15 protein-coding genes are annotated in these 21,384 nt (G+C 71.9%); 9 read left to right on the top strand and 6 right to left on the bottom strand.

Going from position 1 to position 21,384, the window contains the following annotated elements:
- The first annotated feature begins 9 nt into the window (after positions 1–9).
- The 3 genes from Prubr_RS18620 (at position 10) to Prubr_RS18630 (ending at position 4,300) form a co-directional block, all read left to right on the top strand.
- Positions 10–1,326, top strand: coding sequence for a polysaccharide pyruvyl transferase family protein (locus Prubr_RS18620; RefSeq protein ID WP_212827139.1), 1,317 nt, complete (start codon positions 10–12; stop codon positions 1,324–1,326).
- The gene (locus Prubr_RS18625; RefSeq protein ID WP_212827141.1) at positions 1,326–2,594 is read left to right on the top strand and encodes a Coenzyme F420 hydrogenase/dehydrogenase, beta subunit C-terminal domain; all 1,269 of its coding nucleotides are present in this window, start codon (positions 1,326–1,328) and stop codon (positions 2,592–2,594) included. Before Prubr_RS18620 ends, Prubr_RS18625 begins: the two co-directional genes overlap by 1 nt.
- Before the next feature lie 392 nt (positions 2,595–2,986).
- The gene (locus Prubr_RS18630) at positions 2,987–4,300 is read left to right on the top strand and encodes an ISL3 family transposase (RefSeq protein WP_212828218.1); all 1,314 of its coding nucleotides are present in this window, start codon (positions 2,987–2,989) and stop codon (positions 4,298–4,300) included.
- 282 nt (positions 4,301–4,582) lie between these two features.
- Here Prubr_RS18630 and Prubr_RS18635 read toward each other — a convergent pair whose 3' ends face one another.
- The 5 genes from Prubr_RS18635 to Prubr_RS18655 form a co-directional block, all read right to left on the bottom strand.
- Positions 4,583–5,956, bottom strand: a complete 1,374-nt coding sequence (locus Prubr_RS18635; protein WP_212827143.1) for a right-handed parallel beta-helix repeat-containing protein — start codon at positions 5,954–5,956, stop codon at positions 4,583–4,585.
- A 213-nt stretch (positions 5,957–6,169) separates the two neighbouring features.
- Positions 6,170–7,399 (bottom strand): AI-2E family transporter, encoded by a 1,230-nt coding sequence (locus Prubr_RS18640; RefSeq protein ID WP_212827145.1) that lies wholly within the window; start codon positions 7,397–7,399, stop codon positions 6,170–6,172.
- Positions 7,400–7,533: 134 nt separating this feature from the next.
- The gene (locus tag Prubr_RS18645) at positions 7,534–9,465 is read right to left on the bottom strand and encodes a coiled-coil domain-containing protein (protein WP_212827147.1); all 1,932 of its coding nucleotides are present in this window, start codon (positions 9,463–9,465) and stop codon (positions 7,534–7,536) included.
- 228 nt (positions 9,466–9,693) lie between these two features.
- Positions 9,694–10,956, bottom strand: a complete 1,263-nt coding sequence (locus Prubr_RS18650) for a DivIVA domain-containing protein (protein WP_212827149.1) — start codon at positions 10,954–10,956, stop codon at positions 9,694–9,696.
- Positions 10,957–11,575: 619 nt separating this feature from the next.
- On the bottom strand, positions 11,576–12,529 hold the full coding sequence (locus tag Prubr_RS18655) for a TIGR03621 family F420-dependent LLM class oxidoreductase (protein ID WP_281425948.1): 954 nt from the start codon (positions 12,527–12,529) through the stop codon (positions 11,576–11,578).
- Between the two features lie 179 nt (positions 12,530–12,708).
- Between Prubr_RS18655 and Prubr_RS18660 the strand changes: the two genes are divergently transcribed.
- Entirely contained in the window at positions 12,709–13,590 is an 882-nt protein-coding gene (locus Prubr_RS18660; RefSeq protein WP_212827153.1) for a phytanoyl-CoA dioxygenase family protein, read from the top strand.
- Between the two features lie 104 nt (positions 13,591–13,694).
- Here the strand turns inward: Prubr_RS18660 and mce are convergent, their stop codons facing one another.
- Positions 13,695–14,165 (bottom strand): methylmalonyl-CoA epimerase, encoded by a 471-nt coding sequence (gene mce, locus Prubr_RS18665; protein WP_212827155.1) that lies wholly within the window; start codon positions 14,163–14,165, stop codon positions 13,695–13,697.
- A 64-nt stretch (positions 14,166–14,229) separates the two neighbouring features.
- On the opposite strand from mce, the gene Prubr_RS18670 reads away from it, so the two are divergent.
- The 5 genes from Prubr_RS18670 to Prubr_RS18690 all read left to right on the top strand — a co-directional run bounded on the left by Prubr_RS18670 (position 14,230) and on the right by Prubr_RS18690 (position 21,315).
- A complete protein-coding gene (locus Prubr_RS18670; RefSeq protein WP_212827157.1) occupies positions 14,230–15,414 on the top strand; it encodes an acetyl-CoA C-acetyltransferase in 1,185 nt (394 codons plus the stop codon).
- Positions 15,415–15,632: 218 nt separating this feature from the next.
- On the top strand, positions 15,633–16,631 hold the full coding sequence (gene meaB / locus Prubr_RS18675) for a methylmalonyl Co-A mutase-associated GTPase MeaB (RefSeq protein ID WP_212827159.1): 999 nt from the start codon (positions 15,633–15,635) through the stop codon (positions 16,629–16,631).
- Between the two features lie 69 nt (positions 16,632–16,700).
- Positions 16,701–19,796 carry an FtsX-like permease family protein gene (locus Prubr_RS18680; RefSeq protein ID WP_212827161.1) on the top strand — a complete coding sequence of 1,032 codons (3,096 nt, stop codon included), beginning with the start codon at positions 16,701–16,703 and terminating at the stop codon, positions 19,794–19,796.
- Entirely contained in the window at positions 19,793–20,665 is an 873-nt protein-coding gene (locus Prubr_RS18685) for an ABC transporter ATP-binding protein (RefSeq protein WP_212827163.1), read from the top strand. Before Prubr_RS18680 ends, Prubr_RS18685 begins: the two co-directional genes overlap by 4 nt.
- Positions 20,662–21,315, top strand: coding sequence for an ABC transporter ATP-binding protein (locus tag Prubr_RS18690; protein WP_281425932.1), 654 nt, complete (start codon positions 20,662–20,664; stop codon positions 21,313–21,315). Before Prubr_RS18685 ends, Prubr_RS18690 begins: the two co-directional genes overlap by 4 nt.
- Positions 21,316–21,384 lie beyond the last annotated feature (69 nt).

The raw sequence follows: 21,384 nt of genomic DNA on the forward strand, positions 1-21,384 counted from the left end.
GGCGGCGGGATGAGCGAGCACATCGGCGGTGGTGGCCCGCTGTCGGCCTGCCTGTTCGGCGTACCCGGATCGCATCTCAACCTCGGCGTCGGCGCCCTGCGCGCCGCCACCCTGGGCGGGCTGTTGACCAGGGAGCCGGCCGCGGACATCACGGTCTTCGACGACGGCTGGGGCCAGCGCACCGGGCGGGCGTACGTCGGCGGGCGGCCGGTCCCGATCGGCCTGGCCGGAGCCCGGCACTCGCGCCGCTACCACCGGCCCGAGTCCTACCTGAACATGCGGGTCAGCGCCGCCCTCGGCGGCCTCGGCAACAGCGGCATCGCGAAGATCGACGCGGCGGACGTGGTGCTCGACGTCAGCGGTGGGGACAGCTTCAGCGACATCTACGGCGAGCACCGCTTCCGCACCGTCGCCTGGCCCAAGCGGCTCTCCCTGCTGCGCCGCCGCCCGCTGGTGTTCCTGCCGCAGACGTACGGGCCGTTCAAGTCGACCCGGGTCCGTGCCGAGGCGGTCAGCCTCGTCCGCGGGGCGGCGATGGCCTGGGCCCGCGACCCGGAGAGCTACGCCGCGCTCGGCGAACTGCTCGGCGCCGACCTCGACCCGGCCCGCCACCGCGAGGGCGTCGACGTGGCGTTCGGCCTCGAACCCCGCGAACCCGACGAACCGGCCCACGAGCAGCTGGCGACCTGGTTCGCGGCCGTACCCGGCCCGGTCGTCGGCATCAACGTCAGCGGGCTGATGGTGCGCGCCGAGGGCGCCGCCCAGTTCGGCCTCGCCGCCGACAGCGGCCGCGTCGCCCAGCGCCTCTGCGAACGCCTCCTCGACGAGTCGGACGCCCGGATCGTCATCGTGCCGCACGTGCGCACCCCCGGCGGCACCGACGACGACACCGCCGCCAGCGAGCGCCTGCACGCCGCCCTCAGTGCCCGGCACGGCGACCGGGTGATGATCACGCCGCCCGGCCTCGACCCGCACCAGGCGAAGTGGGTCATCCGGCAGACCACCTGGTTCTGCGGTATGCGGATGCACGCCACCATCGCCGCGCTGTCGTCGGCCGTACCAGCGGCGATCCTCGCCTACAGCCTCAAGGCCCGCGGCGTCTTCGCCAGCGTCGGCCAGCAGCGGCACGTCGCCGACGCCCGTGAGCTCGGCGACGACGACCTGCTCGACGCCCTCTGGCGGTCCTGGACGAGCCGTGCCGAGACCGCCGCCGAACTCGCCGAACGCACCCCGGTCGCGATCCGCCGCGCCGGCGAGCAGATGGACGAGATCGTCGCCCTGGCCCGCGCCGAACACGCCAACCGCAGCACCGCCGGAGCCCGTTGATGCCCCAGCCGCAGACCGTCCACGACGTCGCCGACCACAAGCTCTGCACCGGCTGCGGTGTCTGCGCCTACCTCGCACCCGACGAGGTACGCATGGTCGACGTGCTCGACCACGGCCGCCGCCCGCTGCCGATCACCCCGGTCGCCCGCAACGGCGCCGGCGCCACCGCCGCGGTCGGCTGCTGTCCCGGCGTACGGCTGGAACACGACACCGAGCAGGCAGCCCCCGGCGAGATCGCCGAACTGCGGGCCGCCTGGGGACCGGTCCGGGCGATCTACGAGGGGTACGCCGCCGACCCGGAGATCCGGTTCGCCGGCTCCAGCGGTGGCGTGGCGACCGCGCTGGCCGCCTTCTGCATCGAGCGGCAGGGCATGGCCGGCGCGTTGCACATCGGCGCCCGCAAGGATGTGCCCTACCTCAACGAGACGAAGTACTCGCTCGGCCGCGACGACCTGCTCGCGGGTGCCGGCTCCCGGTACGCCCCCGCCAGCCCCTGCGACCGGCTCGACCTGATCGAGTCGGCCGACGCACCGAGTGCCTTCATCGGCAAGCCCTGCGACGTCGCCGCCGTACGGATGGCCCGACAGGTCCGGCCGGCCCTGGACGCCAAGGTCGGGGTGACCATCGCGGTCTTCTGTGCCGGCACCCCCACCACCCAGGGCACCCTGGAGATGCTCAAGGTGCTCGGGGTGGACGACCCGGCCCGGATCGAGTCGGTGCACTACCGGGGTAACGGCTGGCCGGGCAACGCCCGGACCCGCCTGGTCGACGACCCGCCGGGGCAGGAACGCACCCTGACGTACGAGCAGTCCTGGGGCGACATCCTGCAGAAGCACCGGCAGTGGCGCTGCTACCTGTGCGCCGACCACACCGGTGAGTTCGCGGACGTCGCCGTCGGCGACCCCTGGTACCGCCCGACCGCCGGTGACCCGGGCCGCTCGCTGGTCCTGGCCCGCACCGAGCGGGGCGTACGGCTCATCGAGGCCGCCATCGCGGCCGGTGCCCTGGTCCTCGAACCGGTCGAGCCGAAGATCCTGCCCGCCTCGCAGCCCAACCTGCTCCGGGCCCGTGGCGCGGTCTGGGGCCGGCTGGTGACCCTGCGGGCGGCCGGGCTGATGACTCCGCGGCTGAAGCACCTGCCGATGTCGACCATGTGGCGGCACAATCTGTCCACGAAGGAGAAGTTGCAGTCGACGGTCGGCACGCTTCGCCGCGTTCGCCGCAAGCAGCTGCGCACCCGCGCCACCCTCACCCCGATGGACAACTGACGGCCGGCCCGCAACCCTGACCGCCGCAGCTCCGGCCGGGCGACGCAGCCCGTGGGCGCCGTCGTGGGCGCTCCGGCCGTGTCGAGGGCGCTCCGGCCGCGTCGAGGGTGCCCCGGCCGTGTCGATCAAGGACTTGTCGTGGTGCGTTTGTCTGATTTGTTGCGTGATTTGTCCAAGGTCGACGGGTGTGGGCTCCCGAATGCGACGGATCGGACCTGGCGGGCGTGCCGGGCCACCGGTGGGCGGCGGGGTACTGCCTCGACAGGACACAGCGAATTCGGGGTCTTCGCGCTTATCTGTGGGTGTGTTTGGTGTGGTGTGTGTGGCGCATGCCGTTCCCGGTCTAGGTTCTCGGCTTGTCGAGGGTCGAGTTCCAGGGATCGGGGAACGGCATGCGTGGTGTCAGGGTATGGCAACGGTTGCTCGGGGTTGAGCGGGCGGTGGTGGAGCGGGTGGAGTGGTCTGAGGAGGGGGGTGATGGGGGCGGGTTCGTGGTGGCGCATGTGCGGTTGCATGCGGGGGCGAGGTCTCGGTGTGGGGTGTGTCGGCGGCGGTGTGTGGGTTATGACCGGGGTGAGGGGCGGCGTCGGTGGAGGGCGCCGGATCTGGGGACGGTTCGGGTGGTGATCGAGGCGGATGCGCCGAGGGTGTCGTGTCGGGTGCATGGGGTGGTGGTGGCGGCGGTGCCGTGGGCACGGCACGGGGCGGGTCACACGTTGGCGTTTGACGAGATGGTGGCGTGGCTTGCGACGGTGGCGTCGAAGTCGGCGGTGCGGCAGTTGATGCGGGTGGCGTGGTCGACGGTCGGCGCGATCGTGGCGCGGGTGTGGGCTGACACCGGTGGTGCGGTGGATCGGTTTGCGGGGTTGACCCGGATCGGGATCGATGAGATTTCGTACCGGCGGGGTGAGAAGTATCTGACGGTCGTGGTTGACCATGACAGTGGCCGGTTGTTGTGGGTTCATCCGGGCCGTCACGAGGCGACGTTGAACCTGTTCTTCGATCTGCTGGGTCCGCAGCGGTGTGCGGCGTTGCGGTTGGTGTCGGCTGATGGGGCGCCGTGGATCGCACGGGTGGTGGCCAGGCGGTGTCCGCAGGCGGTGCGGTGTGCTGATCCGTTCCATGTGGTCGCCTGGGCTGTGGACGCGTTGGACGTGGTGCGTAGGCAGGCGTGGAACAACGCCGTGGGCCGGGTCCGGGGTCCGGCGAAGGGCGGGCCGGGTGGGCGGGGTGTGTCAGCGGAGTTGAAACGCTGCCGGTGGGCGTTGTGGAAGAACCCGGAGAACCTAACCCAGAAGCAGACCGCCCAACTGGCGTGGATCGCCCGGACCGATTCGCGTCTACACCGTGCCTACCTACTCAAGGAGGGCCTGCGATATGCGTTCACGGTCAAGGGCCAGGCGGGCAGGGAAGCGATCGACCGATGGATCAGTTGGGCCCGACGCTGCCGGATCCCGGCGTTCGTCGACCTGTCACGACGGATCGTCCGGCACCGCGACGCGATCGACGCGGCACTGGACCACGGCCTGTCCAACGCCCTGGTCGAAAGCACCAACGCCAAGATCCGCCTGATCATCCGGATGGCGTACGGCTTCCGCAACATCGACGCGCTCATCTCGATGGCCCTGCTCAGCCTCGGAGGACACCGACCGACCCTACCCGGCCGGACACGACCACCCACCCTGCCCCAACCCACCCACGGATGAGTAAGAAGACCCCGAATTCGCTGTGGCTACGCCGAATTCGCTGTGGAGCCGAACAGTTGTGAGTGCCCGGTGTACCCGCCGGGCGGCGGAGCGAGCGATGGACCGGTCCGTCCGGCGCCACCGGCCGCCCCGCCGACGAAGGCAGGGCGCTGACCAGGACCAGGACGAGGCCCGCCGGGCATGACCGTGGCCGGGCTGCGGATCACGCCCCGGGCTGCGGATCACGCCCCGGGCTGCGGATCACGCCCCGGGCGACCGGCCGCAGCCGCCGGGCGGGGCCGGTCAGTCGGTGACGACCGGCTGCTTGTTGTCGAAGTAGACGTTGCTGGCTTCCCAGGTGACGCCCGGAAGGTTGTGCCGGGCGACCACGCCGTAGCGGAAGTCGCGGCCGAAGACGTTGCGACGGAAGACGATGTTGGACGCGTTCGTGTCGTCGCGGATGTTGATCGAGTAGTTGCCGCCGTTACAGTAGTTGTCCTCGAAGGTCAGGTTGCTGACCTGCGGGCCCGTCGTCGAACCGACCATCAGGCAGGCGTTGAACGGGTCGCCGGTGCTCGCCTTGTAGGTGTCCAGCCGGTTGTGCCGGATGACGATGTTGCTGGCACCGGTGGTCTGCAACGCGTCGTTGTGCGAGCCGCTGGCCCGGGCCAGGTCGTGGATCCAGGAGTCGACGATGGTGACCCGGGAGCCGAGTCGGGGTCCGTCGATCACGTTGTGGATGTTGACCCGGCGCAGCGTGTAGTTGCCGCAGCAGACCGCGGCCGAGTTCTGGCCGCCACCGTTGATCTCGACGTCTTCGACGACCAGGTTGACGGTCGTGTCGTACGTGCGGATCGAGTACGTGCTGCGGGTGCAGTTGATCTTCGATTTGCGGATGGTGACGTTCTTCGCGCGTACGTCCACGCAGCCGTTGATGTTCAGGCCGGAGACGACCTGCCCGTCCTTCTTCAGCTCCAGGGAGCCGGAGTTGGTGAGCCGGGTGCCGGCGGGCACGCCGGTGTTCCGCTCGTTCGGCCACGACGACGGCAGGGTGACCGGCCCGGATCCGGGGGACCGGCTGGCCGACGGCGAGGGGGAGCCACTGGGGGCGGGGCCGAATGCTCCCACGCCGGACGGTCCCGGAGTGGGAGCGGCGACGACGGGCGGCATGGCCTGCGCCCCGTACGGCTGGCCGTCGTGCCGGGATTCGACGATGACGGCGGGCGCCTCCGCGGTCTGTGCGTACGGCTCCCGGCAACCGTAGGTGCTTACCCGCAGCGCGGTGTAGCCGCCGGGCACGATGCCGTCGGTCTCGCGGGTGGTGCAGCGGATCTCGGTGTCCTCGATCACGGTGCCCTGTACGCCGGGCCGGATCCGCAGGGCGGCCGACCCGCCCGCGTTCAGCACGACGGCACGGATGGTGACGTTGTCGGCCGCGACCTCGATCGGCCGTTCGACGGTCTGGTCGGCGACCAGCCGCCCCGGTTCGGTGATGACAAGCGGCGATCCGTTGCCTTCGGGGGCGAAGAAGGTCCACGCGGTGTAGCCGGCAGCGGCCACGACGGCGACGCAGAGCCCGATCACGACTAACAGCGGCGGTCGCTTGGCCCGATGCCGCCGCAGCCGCTCCGGCCGTGGTTGGGTGACCCGGGCGGGCATCGCGGCGGTGTTGGTCACGATTCTCCTGAGGTCGTGATCGGCACCGCTCGACATGTGACTCGGTGGCTGTCGGCGGACGTTGTGCTGCCCAAACGCGCTGAACCATACAAGTCCGCGACAACGGCCCACAACCCCGGAGCGGCCGAACTATGGGCCAAAGTCAGATGACCGACGAGCGTGGCGTCGGCCCGGCACCGACCACCGCGTCATGGGTCCTCGTGCCCCACCGCCTCACCGGGACTGCTGCCGGGGCAGCACCACCTCGCGCAGGATGAGCTGCACCGCGGCTACCGCCGGGATCGCGATCAGCGCGCCGATGACGCCGAACAGGGCGACACCGAGCAGCGCGGCGACGATGGCGGCGACATCGCTGACCTTCACCGAACGGCGCATCACCTTCGGATAGATGAGGTAGTTCTCGATCTGCTGGTAGATCACGAAGAAGACGACACAGGCGATACCGACCGGCAGCGACATGGCGAAACCGACCAGGCTGACGATGACCGCGCCGAGGGTGGCGCCGATCTGCGGAATCAGGTCGCAGACGGCGACCACGACGGCCAACGCGAACGGATACGCCAGCCCGACGATCGTGGCGAAGACGTACGCGCTGATGCCGGCGAGGACGGCGATGGACAGGGCGCCGACCATGTACGCCCCGACCTTGGTCAGGATCTCGTCGCCGATGAGTTGCACGCGCTCCCGCCGGGAGGCCGGGACCAGCGCGTACGCCAGGCGCTTCAGCCGGTCGAAGGTGGCCATGAAGTAGATGGTCAGCACCAGCACGGTCAACACGTTGAAGGCGGTGCCGAAGAGGAACCGGGCGCCACCGAAGACACCGCCGAGGGCCCGGCCGATGGTGTCCGCGTTCGCGGCGGCCTGGACCTTCTCGATCACGTCGTAGCGTTCGACGAGTTCGTTGACGGTGTCGTTGCGCCGCAGCTGCTCCACATAGGACGGCAGTTGCTCGATGAACTGGCCGGACTGGGTGACGACCGGCGGCACGAGGGCGAAGACCCCGCCACAGAGCAGCAGTACGACGGTCAGTCCGACCGTGGTGACCGCGAGCCCGTGCGGCAGACCCCACCTGCGCAGCCGTACGACCGCGGGGTTGAGGCCGATGGCCAGGAACAGCGCGATGAAGACCAGGACCAGCATGGACGCCGCGTTGCGCAGGGCCAGGAACGTCGCGTACGCCAGCACGAGGCCGAGACCACCGGTGAACCCGACGAGGAACGCGTTGCGGCGCAGGGGCGGGCCGGGCGTGCCGAAGCGGCTCTCGACGGTGTTCACCACGACCGCGGTCGGCTCGGCGGCTGTCGGAGTGTCGTGGTCCGGCCGGCTCACCCCGCTGTCGGAGTCGCCGGTGCCGGCACCTGCCGGGGCCGGTGGGGCAGCGGCCTCGCCGGCCGTCGCGCCGATCGCGGATTGCCGCGCGTCCGGCGGGTTGTCGTCCGGCATCGGGGCCTCCCGACGTCTCGCCCCGGCAGGGTGCCGAAAGGTCGAACCGGGGCGCCCCGCCGACCGGATGGTCGGACCTGACGGGCACCCCGGTCCGGAGATTAGTCGGCCGGGCCGGCCTGGGCCAGCAGGCGCTACTTGTCGGCCGCCACCTTCTGCGACCGGGTGGTGTCGGGGTCACCGGTCGCCTTGGTCGTCGGCTTGGCCTGGTCGCCGCCGGCCGCGACCGTGGCCGTGATGACCTGGGTGTCCTCGGCGTCCGGCTCCTTGGCCGACGTGGCGGCGTCCGCCGCCTCGGCCTTGCCGGCCCCGTTCGCGGCCGGCTCGGCCGGCCCCGCGGCCCGGCCGCCGTTGGACGTTCCGTTGCTCCGGTCCCGGCCGGTCGCGGCCTTCTCGGCCTCGGCCCGGTCCGCCGCCGCGTTGTCGTCGGCCGCCGTCTGGGCGATCGCCTTGTCGGCGGCCGCGCTTCCGGCCTTGGACCGGGTCTTCGCCGTCGTGATGACCTGCGTCTCCTCGGCGTCGGCCACGACCCCGTCGGCCCTGGCCGGATCGGTGGCCTCGGCTCCGGTGCTCTTCGCCCCGTCGCTCTTGGCGCCGTCGGGTCGGGCGCCGTCGGCAGACGCGCCGTCGTCGAGCGTCAGCGCCTTGAGCAGGACGGTCTGGTCCGAGATGGCGGAGCCGTCGGCCGGGGCCTGCGCGCGGTCGAGTTCCGCCTGCGCCTCGACGGTGCCGCGCTCGGCCTTGCCCGCCGAGTGCTGCGCGTCGAGCAGTCGCTGCTGCTCGGTCGCCAGCTGCTGCTGGACGTCGGCCAGCCGGCGCTGCATCTGGTCGGACTCCTGGCGCGTCTTCACCGTCGCGGAGCGCATGTCGGCGAGTGCCTGCTGAGCCTGCGCCACCTCCATCGACACGTCGGCGAGGTGCTGCCGGGCGACGGCCGCCTCGTGCTGGGTGGTGGCGAGCAGCTGCTGGGTGGTGGCCAGGTGCTGTTGCGCGGTCGCCGCGTGCTCCTCGGACTGGCGGCGGACGAGGGTGGCCTGCTCCTCGGCCTCCCGCGTGACGGTCGAGGCGTACTCCTGCGCCTGCCGCCGCGTGTCGGCCAGGTGCTCCTCGGCCTGCCGGTGCGTCTGCGCGACGTGCCGCTCGGCGTCGGCCCGCATCGTCGCGATCTCCTGCTCGGTGGCGGTCCGCCACTGTGCGAGTTCCTGCTCGGCGGTGGCCCGCCGGGCGGCCAGTTCCTGGTCACCGACGGCCTGCCGCTGGGCGATCTCCTGCTCCACGCTGGCCCGCCAGATGCCCAGCTCCTGCTGGGTCTGGGTGCGGACCTGCTGGACGTAGGCGTCGGTCTCGGCCCGGGTCCGCTCGACATACTGGTGGGTCTCGGCCCGGGTGTGCCCGACGTGCGCCTCGAGTTCGGCGCGCTGCTGCGCGACGTACGTGTCGATCTCGCCGCGCTGGTGGGCGACATACCGTGCGGTCTCCTCGGCGGCCTCGCGCGCCTCGCGCTCGGTCTTGGCGCGCGACTCGTCGTTCGCGCCGACGAGCCGTACCGCCTCCTCACGGGCGGTCGCGATCGTCGCCTCGATCTCGAGGCGACGGGCCTCATCGGACCGTTCCTCCTCCTCCCGCCGGGCGGCGAGGGCGAGTTCGAAGTCGCGGATCGCGTCGGCCGCCTGGGTACGCGCGTCGTTGAGGACCTGCTCGGCCTCGGCCCGCCGCCCCTCGATCTCCTGGGCAGAGTCGACCTGGAGCTGCTCGGCCTGCTGCTCGGCGAGGGTCAGGATCTGCTCGACGAGCGGACCGAGGTGCCGGAACGACACCTTGTCGACCACACCGACCTGGTTACGGACCGTGGCCAGGTCGCGTTGCAGCTGTTCGACCTGGCCGGCCAGGGTGTGGATCTGTGTATACGCCTGTTCACGTTCGGCGGCGAGGGTGGTGATCTCGTTCTCCGCGCGGACTACGTATCGATCGACCTGCCGTTTGTCGTAGCCCCGCAGGGCCGATTCGAAGCTCGGCTCCGTAGTCACATCTCCGCCAAGGTTGAACAGTTCTCCGCCGTGCGCCATGCACCCATCCTCACACGCGAGCTTCAACCGTGCGGCGATACACACCGTCCCGGGGTGGCACAGGTAACTCCTTCTGAAATGGCCGAATGTGATGTATTTCCAACGGCTTGCGCAATGACGGGCCGCGCCGGAGAATCCCCGGCGCGGCCCGTCAACGCTCAGCCATGCCCCTTGGCGCCTGGCGCCCGCCCGGGCGGTTGGCCTGCTCGGAGGGGTGCCACACAGTGATCAGCCAGTCGTTTTGGCCGCCACGCGGTCGGTCGCGTCTTCCTTGTCGGTTTTCGCGTCAGCGGTCTTGGCGTCGCCCGGCGGCTGCACCGTCGGCACGATGCCGGCCAGACCGGAGAGCATCTGACCGAGCTGGGCCGTGACGGCGTCCTTCTGGCGGGTGAGGTCCTCGACCTCGCGGCGGGCCGCCTGGGTGGTCAGTTCGGCCTCGGTACGCGCCTCGTTGAGCAGGCGGGTCGACTCCGCCCGCGCCTCGCTGAGGGTCTTGTCGGCCAGCGCCTTCGCCTTCTCGACCGTCTCGGCGGCGCTGCGCTCGGACTCGATCCGGCGGGCCTCCGCCCGCTGCTCGATCTCCTTGGCCCGGTCCTGGGCGGCGCGGGCCCGCTCCTCGGCCTCGGCCACCATCTTCTGGGTCTGCGCGACCTGGGCCGCGTGCCGCTCCGACTCCTCGCGCTCGGCCTTCTCGCGTCGCTCGGCGAGCTGCAACTCCAGGGCCTGAAGGTCCTTGTCGCGCTTGTCGCGGGCGTCGGTGAGCAGCTTCGTCGCCTCGGCGCGCTTCTCCTCGGCCTCGCGGGCGGCCTTGGCCCGCTGCTGGGTGATCTCCCGCTCCGCGGTGGCGCGCAGGGTGGCGACCTCCCGCTCGACCGTCGACTTCAGTTCGGCGACCTCGTGGGCGGTCACCGTACGAAGCTGCTTGGTCTCCCGGTCGGCGTCGGCGCGCAGGGTGTCGGCCTCGCGGCGGGCCTGCACCCGCACCTCGGCGGCCTCCCGCTCGGCGGCCGTACGCAGGCTGCCCGCCTCGCGTTCGGCGGTGGCCTTCATCGCGGCGGCCTCGGCGCGGGCCTTGTCGGTGATCTCCCGGGCCTCGAGGCGGGCGGCGGACAGGATGCCCTCCGACTCGCGCTTGGCCTCGCCACGGTGGTCGTTGGCCTGCTCCTCGGCCAGCCGCAGGATCTGCTCGACCCGGGTGCCGAGGCCGGACAGAGTTGGCCGGTTGTTCTCTTCGAGTTGCTTGTTGGTGTCGGTGAGCTTCTGCTCGACCGAGTTGAGCCGTTGCTCGGCCTGGCGGAGCCGGCGCTGCGCGTCGTTCATCCGCTGCTCGGCCTCGCCCTGAGCCTGCTGAGCCTGGGTGAGCGCGGCGCTTAGGCGGCCGACGAAGTCGTCGACCTGCCCACGGTCGTATCCACGCAGGACGACGGTGAAGTCGTGCTGCGAGGTCGCGTTCTCGAAGAACGCAAGGGAGGATGGCTGCTGCTGGGGCATTGGGACATACTGGCAGACCCCCCGGGGGGCTTCGCAAGAGCGGACCCGGCCATGTCGCCGCGGCCTTGCTTGGTCGACTTATGCCAAAGGCGCCAATGCCGAGGTAGGCCCGGCGTGTCGTGCTTTCGCCCTGATCAGTGCGCTGGCCAGTGCTTTCCCCGCCATGAGGTCGCGGCGTGGGAAGCGTATCGGAAAATTCCGAGGTCGATTGATAATCGTTCGATCGTCGACAACGTACAGTGACCATGCTTGTTGATCTCAACGGAGTGGGGAACGTCATTGCCTGAATGATCCGGCGTACCGTTGTTCGGCCTGTCGGATCGACCGGATGGACGGTGTGGACGGTCATCCGGTCCGTCGGGAAAGGACTTCGAGGGAATCGGTGGTGGTCAGCCGCCCGCCGCTTCGGGGTGCCGTCGGCCCGTGCCGATCTCGTTACTCTTGGTTACTGTGCGAGGTGGTCGCGTTGCCCGGCCGCGCCGTCACGGTTCCCGTCGTACGCGGCCCGACGTGGACACCGGCCGGCGGTGACCCGATCGGGTGACCGCCCGGGGCCGCGGCGGGCGCCGGCGCCCGGCAGTGGCCGCCGACAATGCGCCGCCGGCCGGGGCAGGTCCGGTCAGCGGCCCGCCAGCCGCGCGACGATCGGCGCCGCCGCGTCGAGATTGCCGCCCAGGTGCAGATAGTTGATGCCGTACCGCTCGCGGATCGCCAGCAACCGGTCGACGCACTCGTCGACGCTGCCGTGCAGCACCGCCGGGGAGGCCGCCAGAACCTCCGGCGAGGCCAGGGCGGCGTGGCTGGACGTCGAGCGGTGCTCCTCGCCGCGGTGCGTGACCCGCACGTCGAACATCCGCAACTGGAACTCCAGCCCGGCCGGGTCGCGGCCGGCCTCGCGGGCCGCCGACCGGGCCCAGCCGACCTTGCGGTCCATCCGCTCCGGGCTCATCTCCGCGACCGCCGACAGCGGGTCGACGTCGGGGGCGAGCCGCGGGTTGATCCCGACGATGTCCGCGGTGCGCCCGGCGAGTTCGAGCACCCGACGGCTGCCGCCGCCGACCAGCAGCGGGGGATGCGGGCGCTGCACCGGCTTGGGCAGCCCGTCGAGATCGGTGATCCGGTAGTGCTTGCCGGCGAAGTCGACCGGCTCCGCGCCGAACAGGCCGGTGATCACCTCGATCGCCTCGGCCAGCCGGTCGACGCGTACGCCGGGCGGGTCGAACGGCAGGCCGGCAGCGTCGTGGTCGTCGCGCATCCAGCCGGCGCCGAGCCCGATCTCGACCCGGCCGCCGGAGAAGACGTCGAGGTTGGCCATCGACTTGTGCAGCAGCACCGGGTGGCGGAAGTCGTTGCAGAAGACCATGCCGAGCACCCGCAGGTGGCTGGTGACCTCGGCGGCGACGGTCATCGCGACCAGCGGATCCATCGCCCAGCCGCCGGTGAAGTGGTCGGAGACGGACACCGAGCTGAAGCCCAGGTCCTCGATCCGGCGGATCTCGTCGCGCCACCGGGACGCCGGCCGGTTCAGCCCGGGCATCGAGGCGGTGAAACGGAACGGAAGCGGGGCGGTGATCGCGGTCCTCCCAGGTGCCGGCGGTAGAGGCCGACTCTAGGGCAGCGGCATGGTGCCTGCGCAGGCGCAGGTAGTCGGATTGGCGACAGGCCCCGTGGTCAGGGGCCGAAGTGCCCTTCCGGGACGCCGGACGGCGGCATACGGTGGCCACCGCTTACACATGAAGGCAGGAGGCCCCGATGACGGTGGTGTACTTCGACTCCCCGATGTCCGACGACGACCGCCGCCGGAAGCTGTTCGGCGGGGACCTGTTCGTCTACTCGCCGACGCGGCACTCCCTGGAGTTGGTCGCCTTCGCCCGGGAGATGGCCGAAGCGGCGTTCGCCCCGCACTTCCCGCCGGACGCCCAGCACCACCTGGCCGGCCGCGCCTACGTCGACGTGCTCGCCGGCCTCAAGCCCGCCTTCATCAACCACCCGCGCAGCAAGGAACTGGTGGCCGGGATGCTCGCCGACCTCGGCGCGGACCTGGCCCAGACCTACTTCGACGTGCCCCGGCTGCGCACCATGACCAGTGAATACCTCAACGCCGGGCTGACGCTGCAGTTCGAGTCGCACCGCGACACCTGGTTCTCCGCCCCGATGTCGCAGATCAACTTCTGGATGCCGGTGTACGACGTCGAGGAGGCCAACGTGATGGCCTTCCACCCGCCGTACTTCGCCGACGGGGTGCGCAACTCCTCGCGGGACTACAACTACGGCGAGTGGGTGGCCCACGGGCGTACCGCGGCGGCGCAGCAGATCGACATGGAGACCCGCAGGCAGCCGGAGGCCGAGGAGGAGATCCGGCGCGAGCCGGACATCCGGGTCATCACCCCGCCCGGCGGCATCCTGATCTTCTCCGGTGCCCAGTTGCACACCACGGTGCCCAACACGTCGGGCAAGACCCGGTTCTCGATCGACTTCCGCGCCGTCAACCGGCGTGACGTCGAGGAGCGGGTGGGCGCGGCCAACGTCGACTCGCAGTGCACCGGTACGACCCTCGGCGACTTCCTGCGCGCGACCGACCTGACCCAGCTCCCGCAGGAGCTGATCGCCTCCTACGACACCGTCCCCGCCTGACCCGACGCCCCACCCCGACGCTTCCGCGCCGACATCCCCGCGATCTTGCACTTGTCGCCCGACAAACGCGACAGAAGGGGGAGAAAACTGCAAGATCGCGGGAGTCAGGGGGTGGCGGGTTCGACGAGTTCGATCAGTACGCCGCCGGCGTCCTTCGGGTGCACGAAGTTGATCCGCGACCCCGCCGTACCCCGGCGCGGGGCGTCGTAGAGCAGACGCACACCGCGCTCACGCAGTGCCGCGCCGGCGGCGTCCACGTCGCTGACCGTGTAGGCCACCTGCTGCACGCCCGGCCCGTTGCGGTCGAGGAACTTCGCGATCGTCGACGACTCCGACAGCGGCGCGAGGAGCTGCACGAATCCGCCGTCGGGCGACGGGCCGACGGCCATCATCGCCTCGCTTACGCCCTGTTCCTCGTTGACCTCGCGGTGCGCGCAGCGCATCCCGAAGACACGCTCGTAGAACCCGATGGCGGCGTCGAGGTCGGCGACGGCGATCCCGACATGATCGATGCGTAGCAGCCCGATACCTGTGACAAAGTCCGCAGTGGGCTCGGCGGGGGAGTGGTCGGCCATGGCGTTAGTCTGACCGAACTATCGTTAAGGTTCACGCGCGGGTTCTCCTCGGGAGGCGGTCGGCATGGCTTCGGTGATCGTTGGTGGCGCACGTACCCCGATGGGACGGCTGCTCGGCAACCTCAAGGACTTTCCGGCCACCAAACTCGGCGGGATCGCCATCAGGGCCGCCCTGGAGCGTTCCGGTGTCGCCCCTGACCAGGTCGAATACGTCATCATGGGGCAGGTCCTGCAGGCCGGCGCCGGCCAGATCCCGGCCCGCCAGGCGGCCGTCGAGGCGGGCATCCCGCTGTCCGTACCGGCCCTGACCGTCAACAAGGTCTGCCTTTCCGGGCTCGACGCGATCGCCCTGGCCGACCAGCTGATCCGGGCCGGCGAGTTCGACATCGTGGTGGCCGGTGGCATGGAGTCGATGACCAACGCCCCGCACCTGCTGATCGGCCAGCGGCAGGGCTACAAGTACGGCGACGTCGTGATCAAGGACCACATGGCGCTCGACGGGCTGACCGATGCCTGGGACTGCTGCGCGATGGGCGAGTCCACCGAGCGGCACGGGGTCCGCCACGCCATCACCCGCGCCGAGCAGGACGCCTTCGCCGCCACCAGCCATCAGCGGGCGGCCGCCGCGCAGAAGAACGGCCACTTCGCCGACGAGATCGTTCCGGTCGAGGTGCCGCAGCGCAAGGGCGACCCGGTGCTGGTCACCGAGGACGAGGGCATCCGCCCCGACACCACGGTCGAGTCGCTGGCCCGGTTGCGTCCGGCCTTCACCAAGGACGGCACCATCACCGCCGGCAGCTCCTCGCCGATCTCCGACGGTGCCGCCGCCGTGGTCGTGATGAGCCGGACCCGGGCCCAGCAGCTCGGCCTGCCCTGGCTCGCCGAGATCGGCGCGCACGGCAACGTCGCCGGCCCGGACAACTCCCTGCACTCCCAGCCGTCGAACGCCATCAGGCAGGCGCTCAGCAAGGCCGGCCTCGGCATCGAGGACCTCGACCTGATCGAGATCAACGAGGCGTTCGCGCAGGTCGGTATCCAGTCGACCCGTGACCTGGGAATCAGCCCGGACGTCGTCAACGTCAACGGTGGCGCGATCGCACTCGGCCACCCGATCGGGATGTCCGGGGCCCGACTGGTGCTCAGCCTCGCCATGGAACTCAAGCGGCGCGGTGGCGGCACCGGCGCGGCGGCCCTGTGCGGCGGCGGCGGTCAGGGCGACGCCCTGATCATCCGCGTCCCGAAGGCATGACCGAGCGGAGCGAGGGAATCGGTCGGCTCTGGCAAATGTCGTGCGGTCGCCGAGCGGAGCGAGGTGCCGCATGACCGAGCGCAGCGAGGGAATCGGCTGGCTCAGTCCTCAGTCGTGCGGTCGCCGAGCGCAGCGAGGTGTCGCATGACCGAGCGCAGCGAGGGAATCGGTCGGCTCTGGCTAATGTCGTGCGGTCGCCGAGCGGAGCGAGGTGCCGCATGACCGAGCGGAGCGAGGGAATCGGTCGGCCGACCGTACGGCGTAGTCGGGACGTACCGCTGCTGGTCGGGCGGGCCCGCGAGGGCGACGCGCGGGCGGTGGCCCGGCTGATCACCCTGGTCGAGTCGGGCGACCCGCTGCTGCCGCAGGTCGCGGCGGCGCTCGCTCCGCACACCGGTCAGGCCCAGGTCATCGGCCTCACCGGCGCACCCGGCGTGGGCAAGTCCACCACCACCAACGAACTGGTCCGGGCCCTGCGTGCCCAGGGGCACCGGGTCGGTGTCCTCGCCGTCGACCCGTCCAGCCCGTTCACCGGCGGCGCGATCCTCGGCGACCGGGTCCGTATGCAGGACCACGCGACCGACCCCGGTGTCTACATCCGGTCGATGTCGAGCCGGGGGCATCTCGGCGGGCTCGCGGCGACCACCCCGCAGGCGGTCCGGGTGCTCGAGGGGGCCGGCTGCGACGTCGTCCTGGTGGAGACCGTCGGTGTCGGGCAGGCCGAGGTCGAGGTGGCCTCGCTGGCCGACACGACCCTGGTGCTGCTCGCCCCGGGCATGGGCGACGCGATCCAGGCGGTCAAGGCCGGCATCCTGGAGATCGCCGACGTCTTCGTGGTCAACAAGGCCGACCGGGACGGCGCCGACGCCACCCACCGTGACATCCAGGGCATGATCGCGCTGGGCGAGCGCGGACCCGGCGAGTGGCGGCCCCAGGTCGTCCGCGCGGTGGCTTCGCGGGCCGAGGGGATCGACGACATCGTCGCCGCCCTGGAGAAGCACCGGAACTGGCTGGTCGAGCACGGTGAACTGCGCCGCCGGCGGGAGGCGCGGGCCGCCGCCGAGGTCGAGGCGATCGCGCTCGGCACACTGCGCGCCCGGATCGGGTCACTTCGTTCGGGTACGACCCTCGGTGCGCTCGCGGCCCGGGTGGCCGACGGCGCCGTCGACCCGTACGCGGCCGCCGAGGAGCTTCTGATCGGGCTCGAACGGGGCTGACGGCGCCTGCGTCGTCGGGTTAGGGTGCGCCGCAAGATCTGAACCATCTTCACTTCTGGAGCGCGTCGGGTGCACAACCTGTCCGTCACGTTACGGGGGATCCGGCACCGCCGTTCCCGCTCACTGATCGTCGTACTGCTCGCCACGATCGCCACCGCGGCCGCGGTGGTCATCCCCGCCTACACCCGGGCGGCCCAGCAGTCGGTGCTTACCGACACGGTCTCCGCCACCCGGCCGGCCACCGTCGGTGTCACCGTCGGCGGACGGGTCGGGCCGACCGTCCCCGACCTCGCGGCCGTCCAGGCGTCGATGGACGCGGCGCTGCCCGGCACCACCGTCGCCGGGTTTCTCGCCCCGCCGATCGGGGCGGTGTGGTGGCAGGGGGAGTCCCAGATCACCCCGGCCCGCTACCGGACGACCGCGGACGTGGTCTTCCGCACCGGCGTCTGCGACCACCTTGTGCTGACCGTTGGCGGCTGCCCGCGACAGCGGGGCGAGGTGCTGGTGAGCGCCCGGTCGGTGGCCGAGACCGGCTGGCAGGTCGGCCAGCGGATCGACATCCTGCCGCCCGGGTTGCCCGGCTTCGTCGACGCCGGCGCGCGGCCCACGATCCCGTTCACCATCACCGGCCTCTACCAGCTCGCCGACGAGCAGGCCGCGTACTGGGGCAGCACGCTGTATCTCGACGGTGGTCGATTCGATGAAAACGACAACTACACCGCCGACACGATCTTCGTCGGCGTCGAGTCCGACCTGCTCGGCGTTCCCGCCACGCCGGAACCGCGGTTCGCGGTCGAATACCACCTGCGCGACGCCGCCGGGCTGCGGCTGGACCAGGTGCCGGTGGTCCGGGCCGACCTCGGCAAGCTGAGCCGCGACGTCACCACCGGTGAGGTCCTGTCCGGACTGCCGGCGTCGCTCGACGAGGCCGCCGAACACCAGGCCGTACTGGCGGGCAGCGTGCCGCTGATCGCCGTACCGCTGGTGCTGCTCTGCTGGTTCGTGCTCTTCCTGGTGGTCGCCGCGCTGACCGAGGAACGCGGACCGGAGATCGCGCTCGGCAAGCTGCGCGGGCTGCGGCTGGGACAGGTCGCGTTCTTCGCCGTCGCCGAACCGATGCTGCTCATCGCGTTGGCCACCCCGCTCGGCGTCGCCCTGGGCCTCGGCCTGACCGAGGCCGGCGCGCGGGCCTTCCTCGCCGACGGCGGACACGTCGAACTCCGCGCGCCGGTGTTGCTGGCCGCGGCGGCCGCGTTCGCCGGGGCGGGTGTCGCCGCGGCGCTCGCCACCCGTCGCACGGTGCGGGCCAGCGTGCTGTCGCTGCTGCGCCGGATTCCGCCGCGGGCGCCGTGGCGGGCGGTCGTCGTGGAGAGCGCGGTCGGCGCCCTCGCGCTCGTCGGGCTCTTCCAGGTCCTCGCCGGCGGTGACCGCACCTCGCCACTGGCCTATCTCGCGCCGGCGCTGCTGGCGGTGGTCGCCGGGCTGGTCGCCGCCCGGCTGCTCACCGGCTGGGCCCGGCTGCGCGGACGTACGGCGGCCCAGCGCGGCGACGTGTCACTGCTGCTGGCCACCGCCCAGCTCGCCCGCCGGCCCGCGACGGCGCGGGTCGTGGTGCTGATGACCGTCGCCGTCGCGCTGCTCACCTTCGCGGTCACCATCTGGGACGTCGCATCGATCAACCGGATGATCGCTGCCCGCGCCGAGGTCGGGGCGCCGGTCGTGCACACCGTCACCGCCGCCGACCCGGCCGCCCTGCTGGCCGCCGTACGCGCCGCCGACCCCGACGGGCGGCGGGCGATGGCGGTGGCGTGGAGCAGCCAGCGGTACGCCGACGAGAACCTGCGGATCGCGACCGTCGACGCGCCCCGGCTCGGCGCGGTCGCGGGCTGGCCGGGCCTCGACGCCGCCCAGACGGCCGCGGTCGGCGAGCTGCTGGCCCCGGCCGGGACGGACGGCCCCGCCCCGATCCTGGTACGTGGCCCGGAGATCGAGGCGGACGTCGACGTCGGTCAGCTCACCCAGACCGAGCCGATGAGGCTCGTGCTGCTGGTCGCCCGCGACACCGAGCCGCAGGTGGTCACCCTCGGCCCGGTGCGTCCCGGCCGGCACACCTACCAGGGGCGGCTCGACGGCTGTGCCGACGGCTGCCGGCTGCTCGGGGTGTCGGTGCGGCGCTACCCGACCGACTCCACCGAGTCCACGGTGGACCTGACGGTGGCCGCGCTGCGCGAAGGTGGCCGGCCGCTCGACGCCGGCCTGACCAGCGACGGAGCCTGGCGCGCCCCGGCCGAACTGCCCACCGGGCTGCAGTTGACCGTACGGCCGGAGGCCGGCGGGCTGCGGCTGACCGGTACCAGTTCGTCGGCCGACCTGGTCGCCGAGTACGCCGACGATCCGGCGGCCGCCCCGGCGGTCGTCGCCGGTCCGCCGCTGTCGGCGGACGGGGCCGCGCCGGAGTTCAGCTTCCTGACCTTCGGCGACGAGATCACCAGGATGCGGGTCGTCGACCGCTCGCTGGCGCTGCCGGGTGCCGGGCGGCCGGCGCTGATGCTCGACCTTTCGACCGTGCTGCGCCAGGTCGAACGTGACGGCCTGGGTGACCTCAGAGGCTGGGAATACCAGGTGTGGACCACCGCTGACGCCGGCCCGGAGTTGGTCGCCGCGCTCGCCGACGCCGGCGTCCGGGTGACCGGTACGCGCTTCGCCGAGCAGCGGCACGAGGAACTCGGCCGGCTGGCCCCCGCCCTTGCCCTGCGGCTCTACCTGCTGGCCGGGGTCGTCGCCGCGCTGCTCGGGATCGGCGTACTGCTGCTGAACGTCCGGGTCGGTGCCCGCGCCCGGCTGCGGGAGATGGCCGCGCTGCGGCTCGTCGGGGTGTCCCGGCCGGCGCTGCGCCGGGCGTTGCGCCGCGAGTACGCCGTGGTCGTCGCCGTACCGCTGGTGGTCGGGCTGGTCGCCGGCCTGGGCGGTGCCGCACTGCTGCTGCCGGCGATCCCGCTGGCCGAGGTCGGCCCCGACGCGCTCGAACCGGTCTACCGCGTCGGGGCGGTGTGGATACCGGCGGCGGTCGCGGCGCTGCTCGTCGCCCTGCTGTTGGCCGCCGCGAGCGCGCTGCGTACGGCGGACCGGGCCGATCCCCGGCTGCTGCGGGAGGAGGTCCGGTGAATCCGATCGGCGTGACCTGCCGGGGGCTGGTCTTCATCTACCGGCTGGAGGGCTACGACGTCGTCGCGCTGGCCGGCGTCGACCTCGACATCGAGGCCGGCCAGTCGGTGGCGCTGGTCGGGCCGTCCGGTGCCGGCAAGTCCACCCTGCTGTCGCTGATGGCCGGCCTGCTCAGCCCGTCGGCGGGTCGACTCTTCGTCGGCGAGCACGACCTGGCCAAGGCCACCGCCGCCGAGTTGCAGGCGATGCGGTCGACCGACGTCGGGGTGATGCTCCAGGGCGCCGCCCGCAACCTGCTGCCGTACCTGTCGGTGGAGCAGAACGTGCGGTTCGCCCGCAACGGCGCGGTCGCCCGCGCCGAACTGCCCCCGCCGCGCGAGATCCTGACCCTGGTCGGCCTGGCCGATCCGGACCGGCTGAGACGGACACCGGGGGAGCTGACCCCCGGCGAACGCCAGCGGGCCGCGCTCGCGGTCGCGCTGGCCAACAATCCGGGCCTGCTGCTGGCCGACGAGCCGACCAGCCAACTCGACATCGGCGCCCGCGACGAGGTGCTGGCCGCGGTCGAGGCGGTGCGGGCGGCCGGTACGACGGTCGTGGTGGTGACCCACGATCCGGAGATCGGGGCCCGGATGAACCGTACGGTGACGATCCGCGACGGGCGGGTCGGTGCCGAGGGACGCAGTGGCGTCGACTATTCGGTGATCGGCCGGGACGGGTCGGTGCACCTGCCGACGGAGGTGCTCGACGTGATGGCGCCGGGCACCCTGCTGCGGGTCTCCGTCCAGCCGGACGGGACCGTGTTGCTGACCCCGAGCGAGGCGGTACCGCACGCCGGGGCTGGGTTGGGCCGGGAGGATCAACGGTGAGCAGGACGGTGGTGGCCAACCGGGTCACGGTCGGGTACGGCGGCGAGCCGGTGCTGCGGGAGGTGTCGGCGATGGCCGTACCCGGGCGGGTGCTGGCTGTGACCGGCCCGTCCGGGGCGGGCAAGACGACACTGCTGTGGACGCTGGCCGGCCTGCTGCGGCCGGTCGCCGGTGAGGTGAGCGTCGCGGGGCACCCGCTGCGCGACCTGGACCACGCGGTGGCCGAGAAGATCGTGCTGGTGCCACAGGACAACGCCCTGGCCGCGATCCTCACCGCCGCCGAGAACGTACGGGTCGCGCTGCTCGCCGGCGGTGTGGCGGCCGACGAGGCCGGCCGGCGCACCACGACGGCGCTCGACCGGCTCGGTCTTGCCGGCCAGGCCAATCAGCTCGTCGAGGAGTTGTCCGGCGGGCAGCAGCAGCGGACCGCGATCGCCCGCGGACTGGCGCTGCACGGTGACGTGCTGCTGGCCGACGAGGTGACCAGTGAACTCGACGCGGCGAACCGGCGGCGGGTCCTCGACCTGCTGCAGGAGGAGGCGCGGCGGGGTGCGGCCGTGGTCTTCGCGACCCACGACCCGGAAGCGGCGGCGAGCTGCGACGCGGAACTCCACCTGGTCGACGGCCGGGCCGAGACGGTCCGGCGCTGACCCCGGCTCCACGGAGGCTTAGCGATCGTTCAGGGATAGCGCCTACACTCGAGCCCAGGTCGAGGACTC

The sequence above is a fragment of the Polymorphospora rubra genome, assembly GCF_018324255.1.
Taxonomy (GTDB): domain Bacteria; phylum Actinomycetota; class Actinomycetes; order Mycobacteriales; family Micromonosporaceae; genus Polymorphospora; species Polymorphospora rubra.

Excerpts from the sequence above, each read along its gene's own strand:
- Prubr_RS18625 (WP_212827141.1), top strand. The coding sequence starts at position 1,326 with ATGCCCCAGCCGCAGACCGTCCACGACGTCGCCGACCACAAGCTCTGC.
- Prubr_RS18670 (WP_212827157.1), top strand. The coding sequence starts at position 14,230 with ATGGCTTCGGTGATCGTTGGTGGCGCACGTACCCCGATGGGACGGCTG.
- meaB (WP_212827159.1), top strand. The coding sequence starts at position 15,633 with ATGACCGAGCGGAGCGAGGGAATCGGTCGGCCGACCGTACGGCGTAGT.
- Prubr_RS18620 (WP_212827139.1), top strand. The coding sequence starts at position 10 with ATGAGCGAGCACATCGGCGGTGGTGGCCCGCTGTCGGCCTGCCTGTTC.
- Prubr_RS18660 (WP_212827153.1), top strand. The coding sequence starts at position 12,709 with ATGACGGTGGTGTACTTCGACTCCCCGATGTCCGACGACGACCGCCGC.
- Prubr_RS18640 (WP_212827145.1), bottom strand. The coding sequence starts at position 7,399 with ATGCCGGACGACAACCCGCCGGACGCGCGGCAATCCGCGATCGGCGCG.
- Prubr_RS18630 (WP_212828218.1), top strand. The coding sequence starts at position 2,987 with ATGCGTGGTGTCAGGGTATGGCAACGGTTGCTCGGGGTTGAGCGGGCG.
- Prubr_RS18650 (WP_212827149.1), bottom strand. The coding sequence starts at position 10,956 with ATGCCCCAGCAGCAGCCATCCTCCCTTGCGTTCTTCGAGAACGCGACC.
- mce (WP_212827155.1), bottom strand. The coding sequence starts at position 14,165 with ATGGCCGACCACTCCCCCGCCGAGCCCACTGCGGACTTTGTCACAGGT.
- Prubr_RS18645 (WP_212827147.1), bottom strand. The coding sequence starts at position 9,465 with ATGGCGCACGGCGGAGAACTGTTCAACCTTGGCGGAGATGTGACTACG.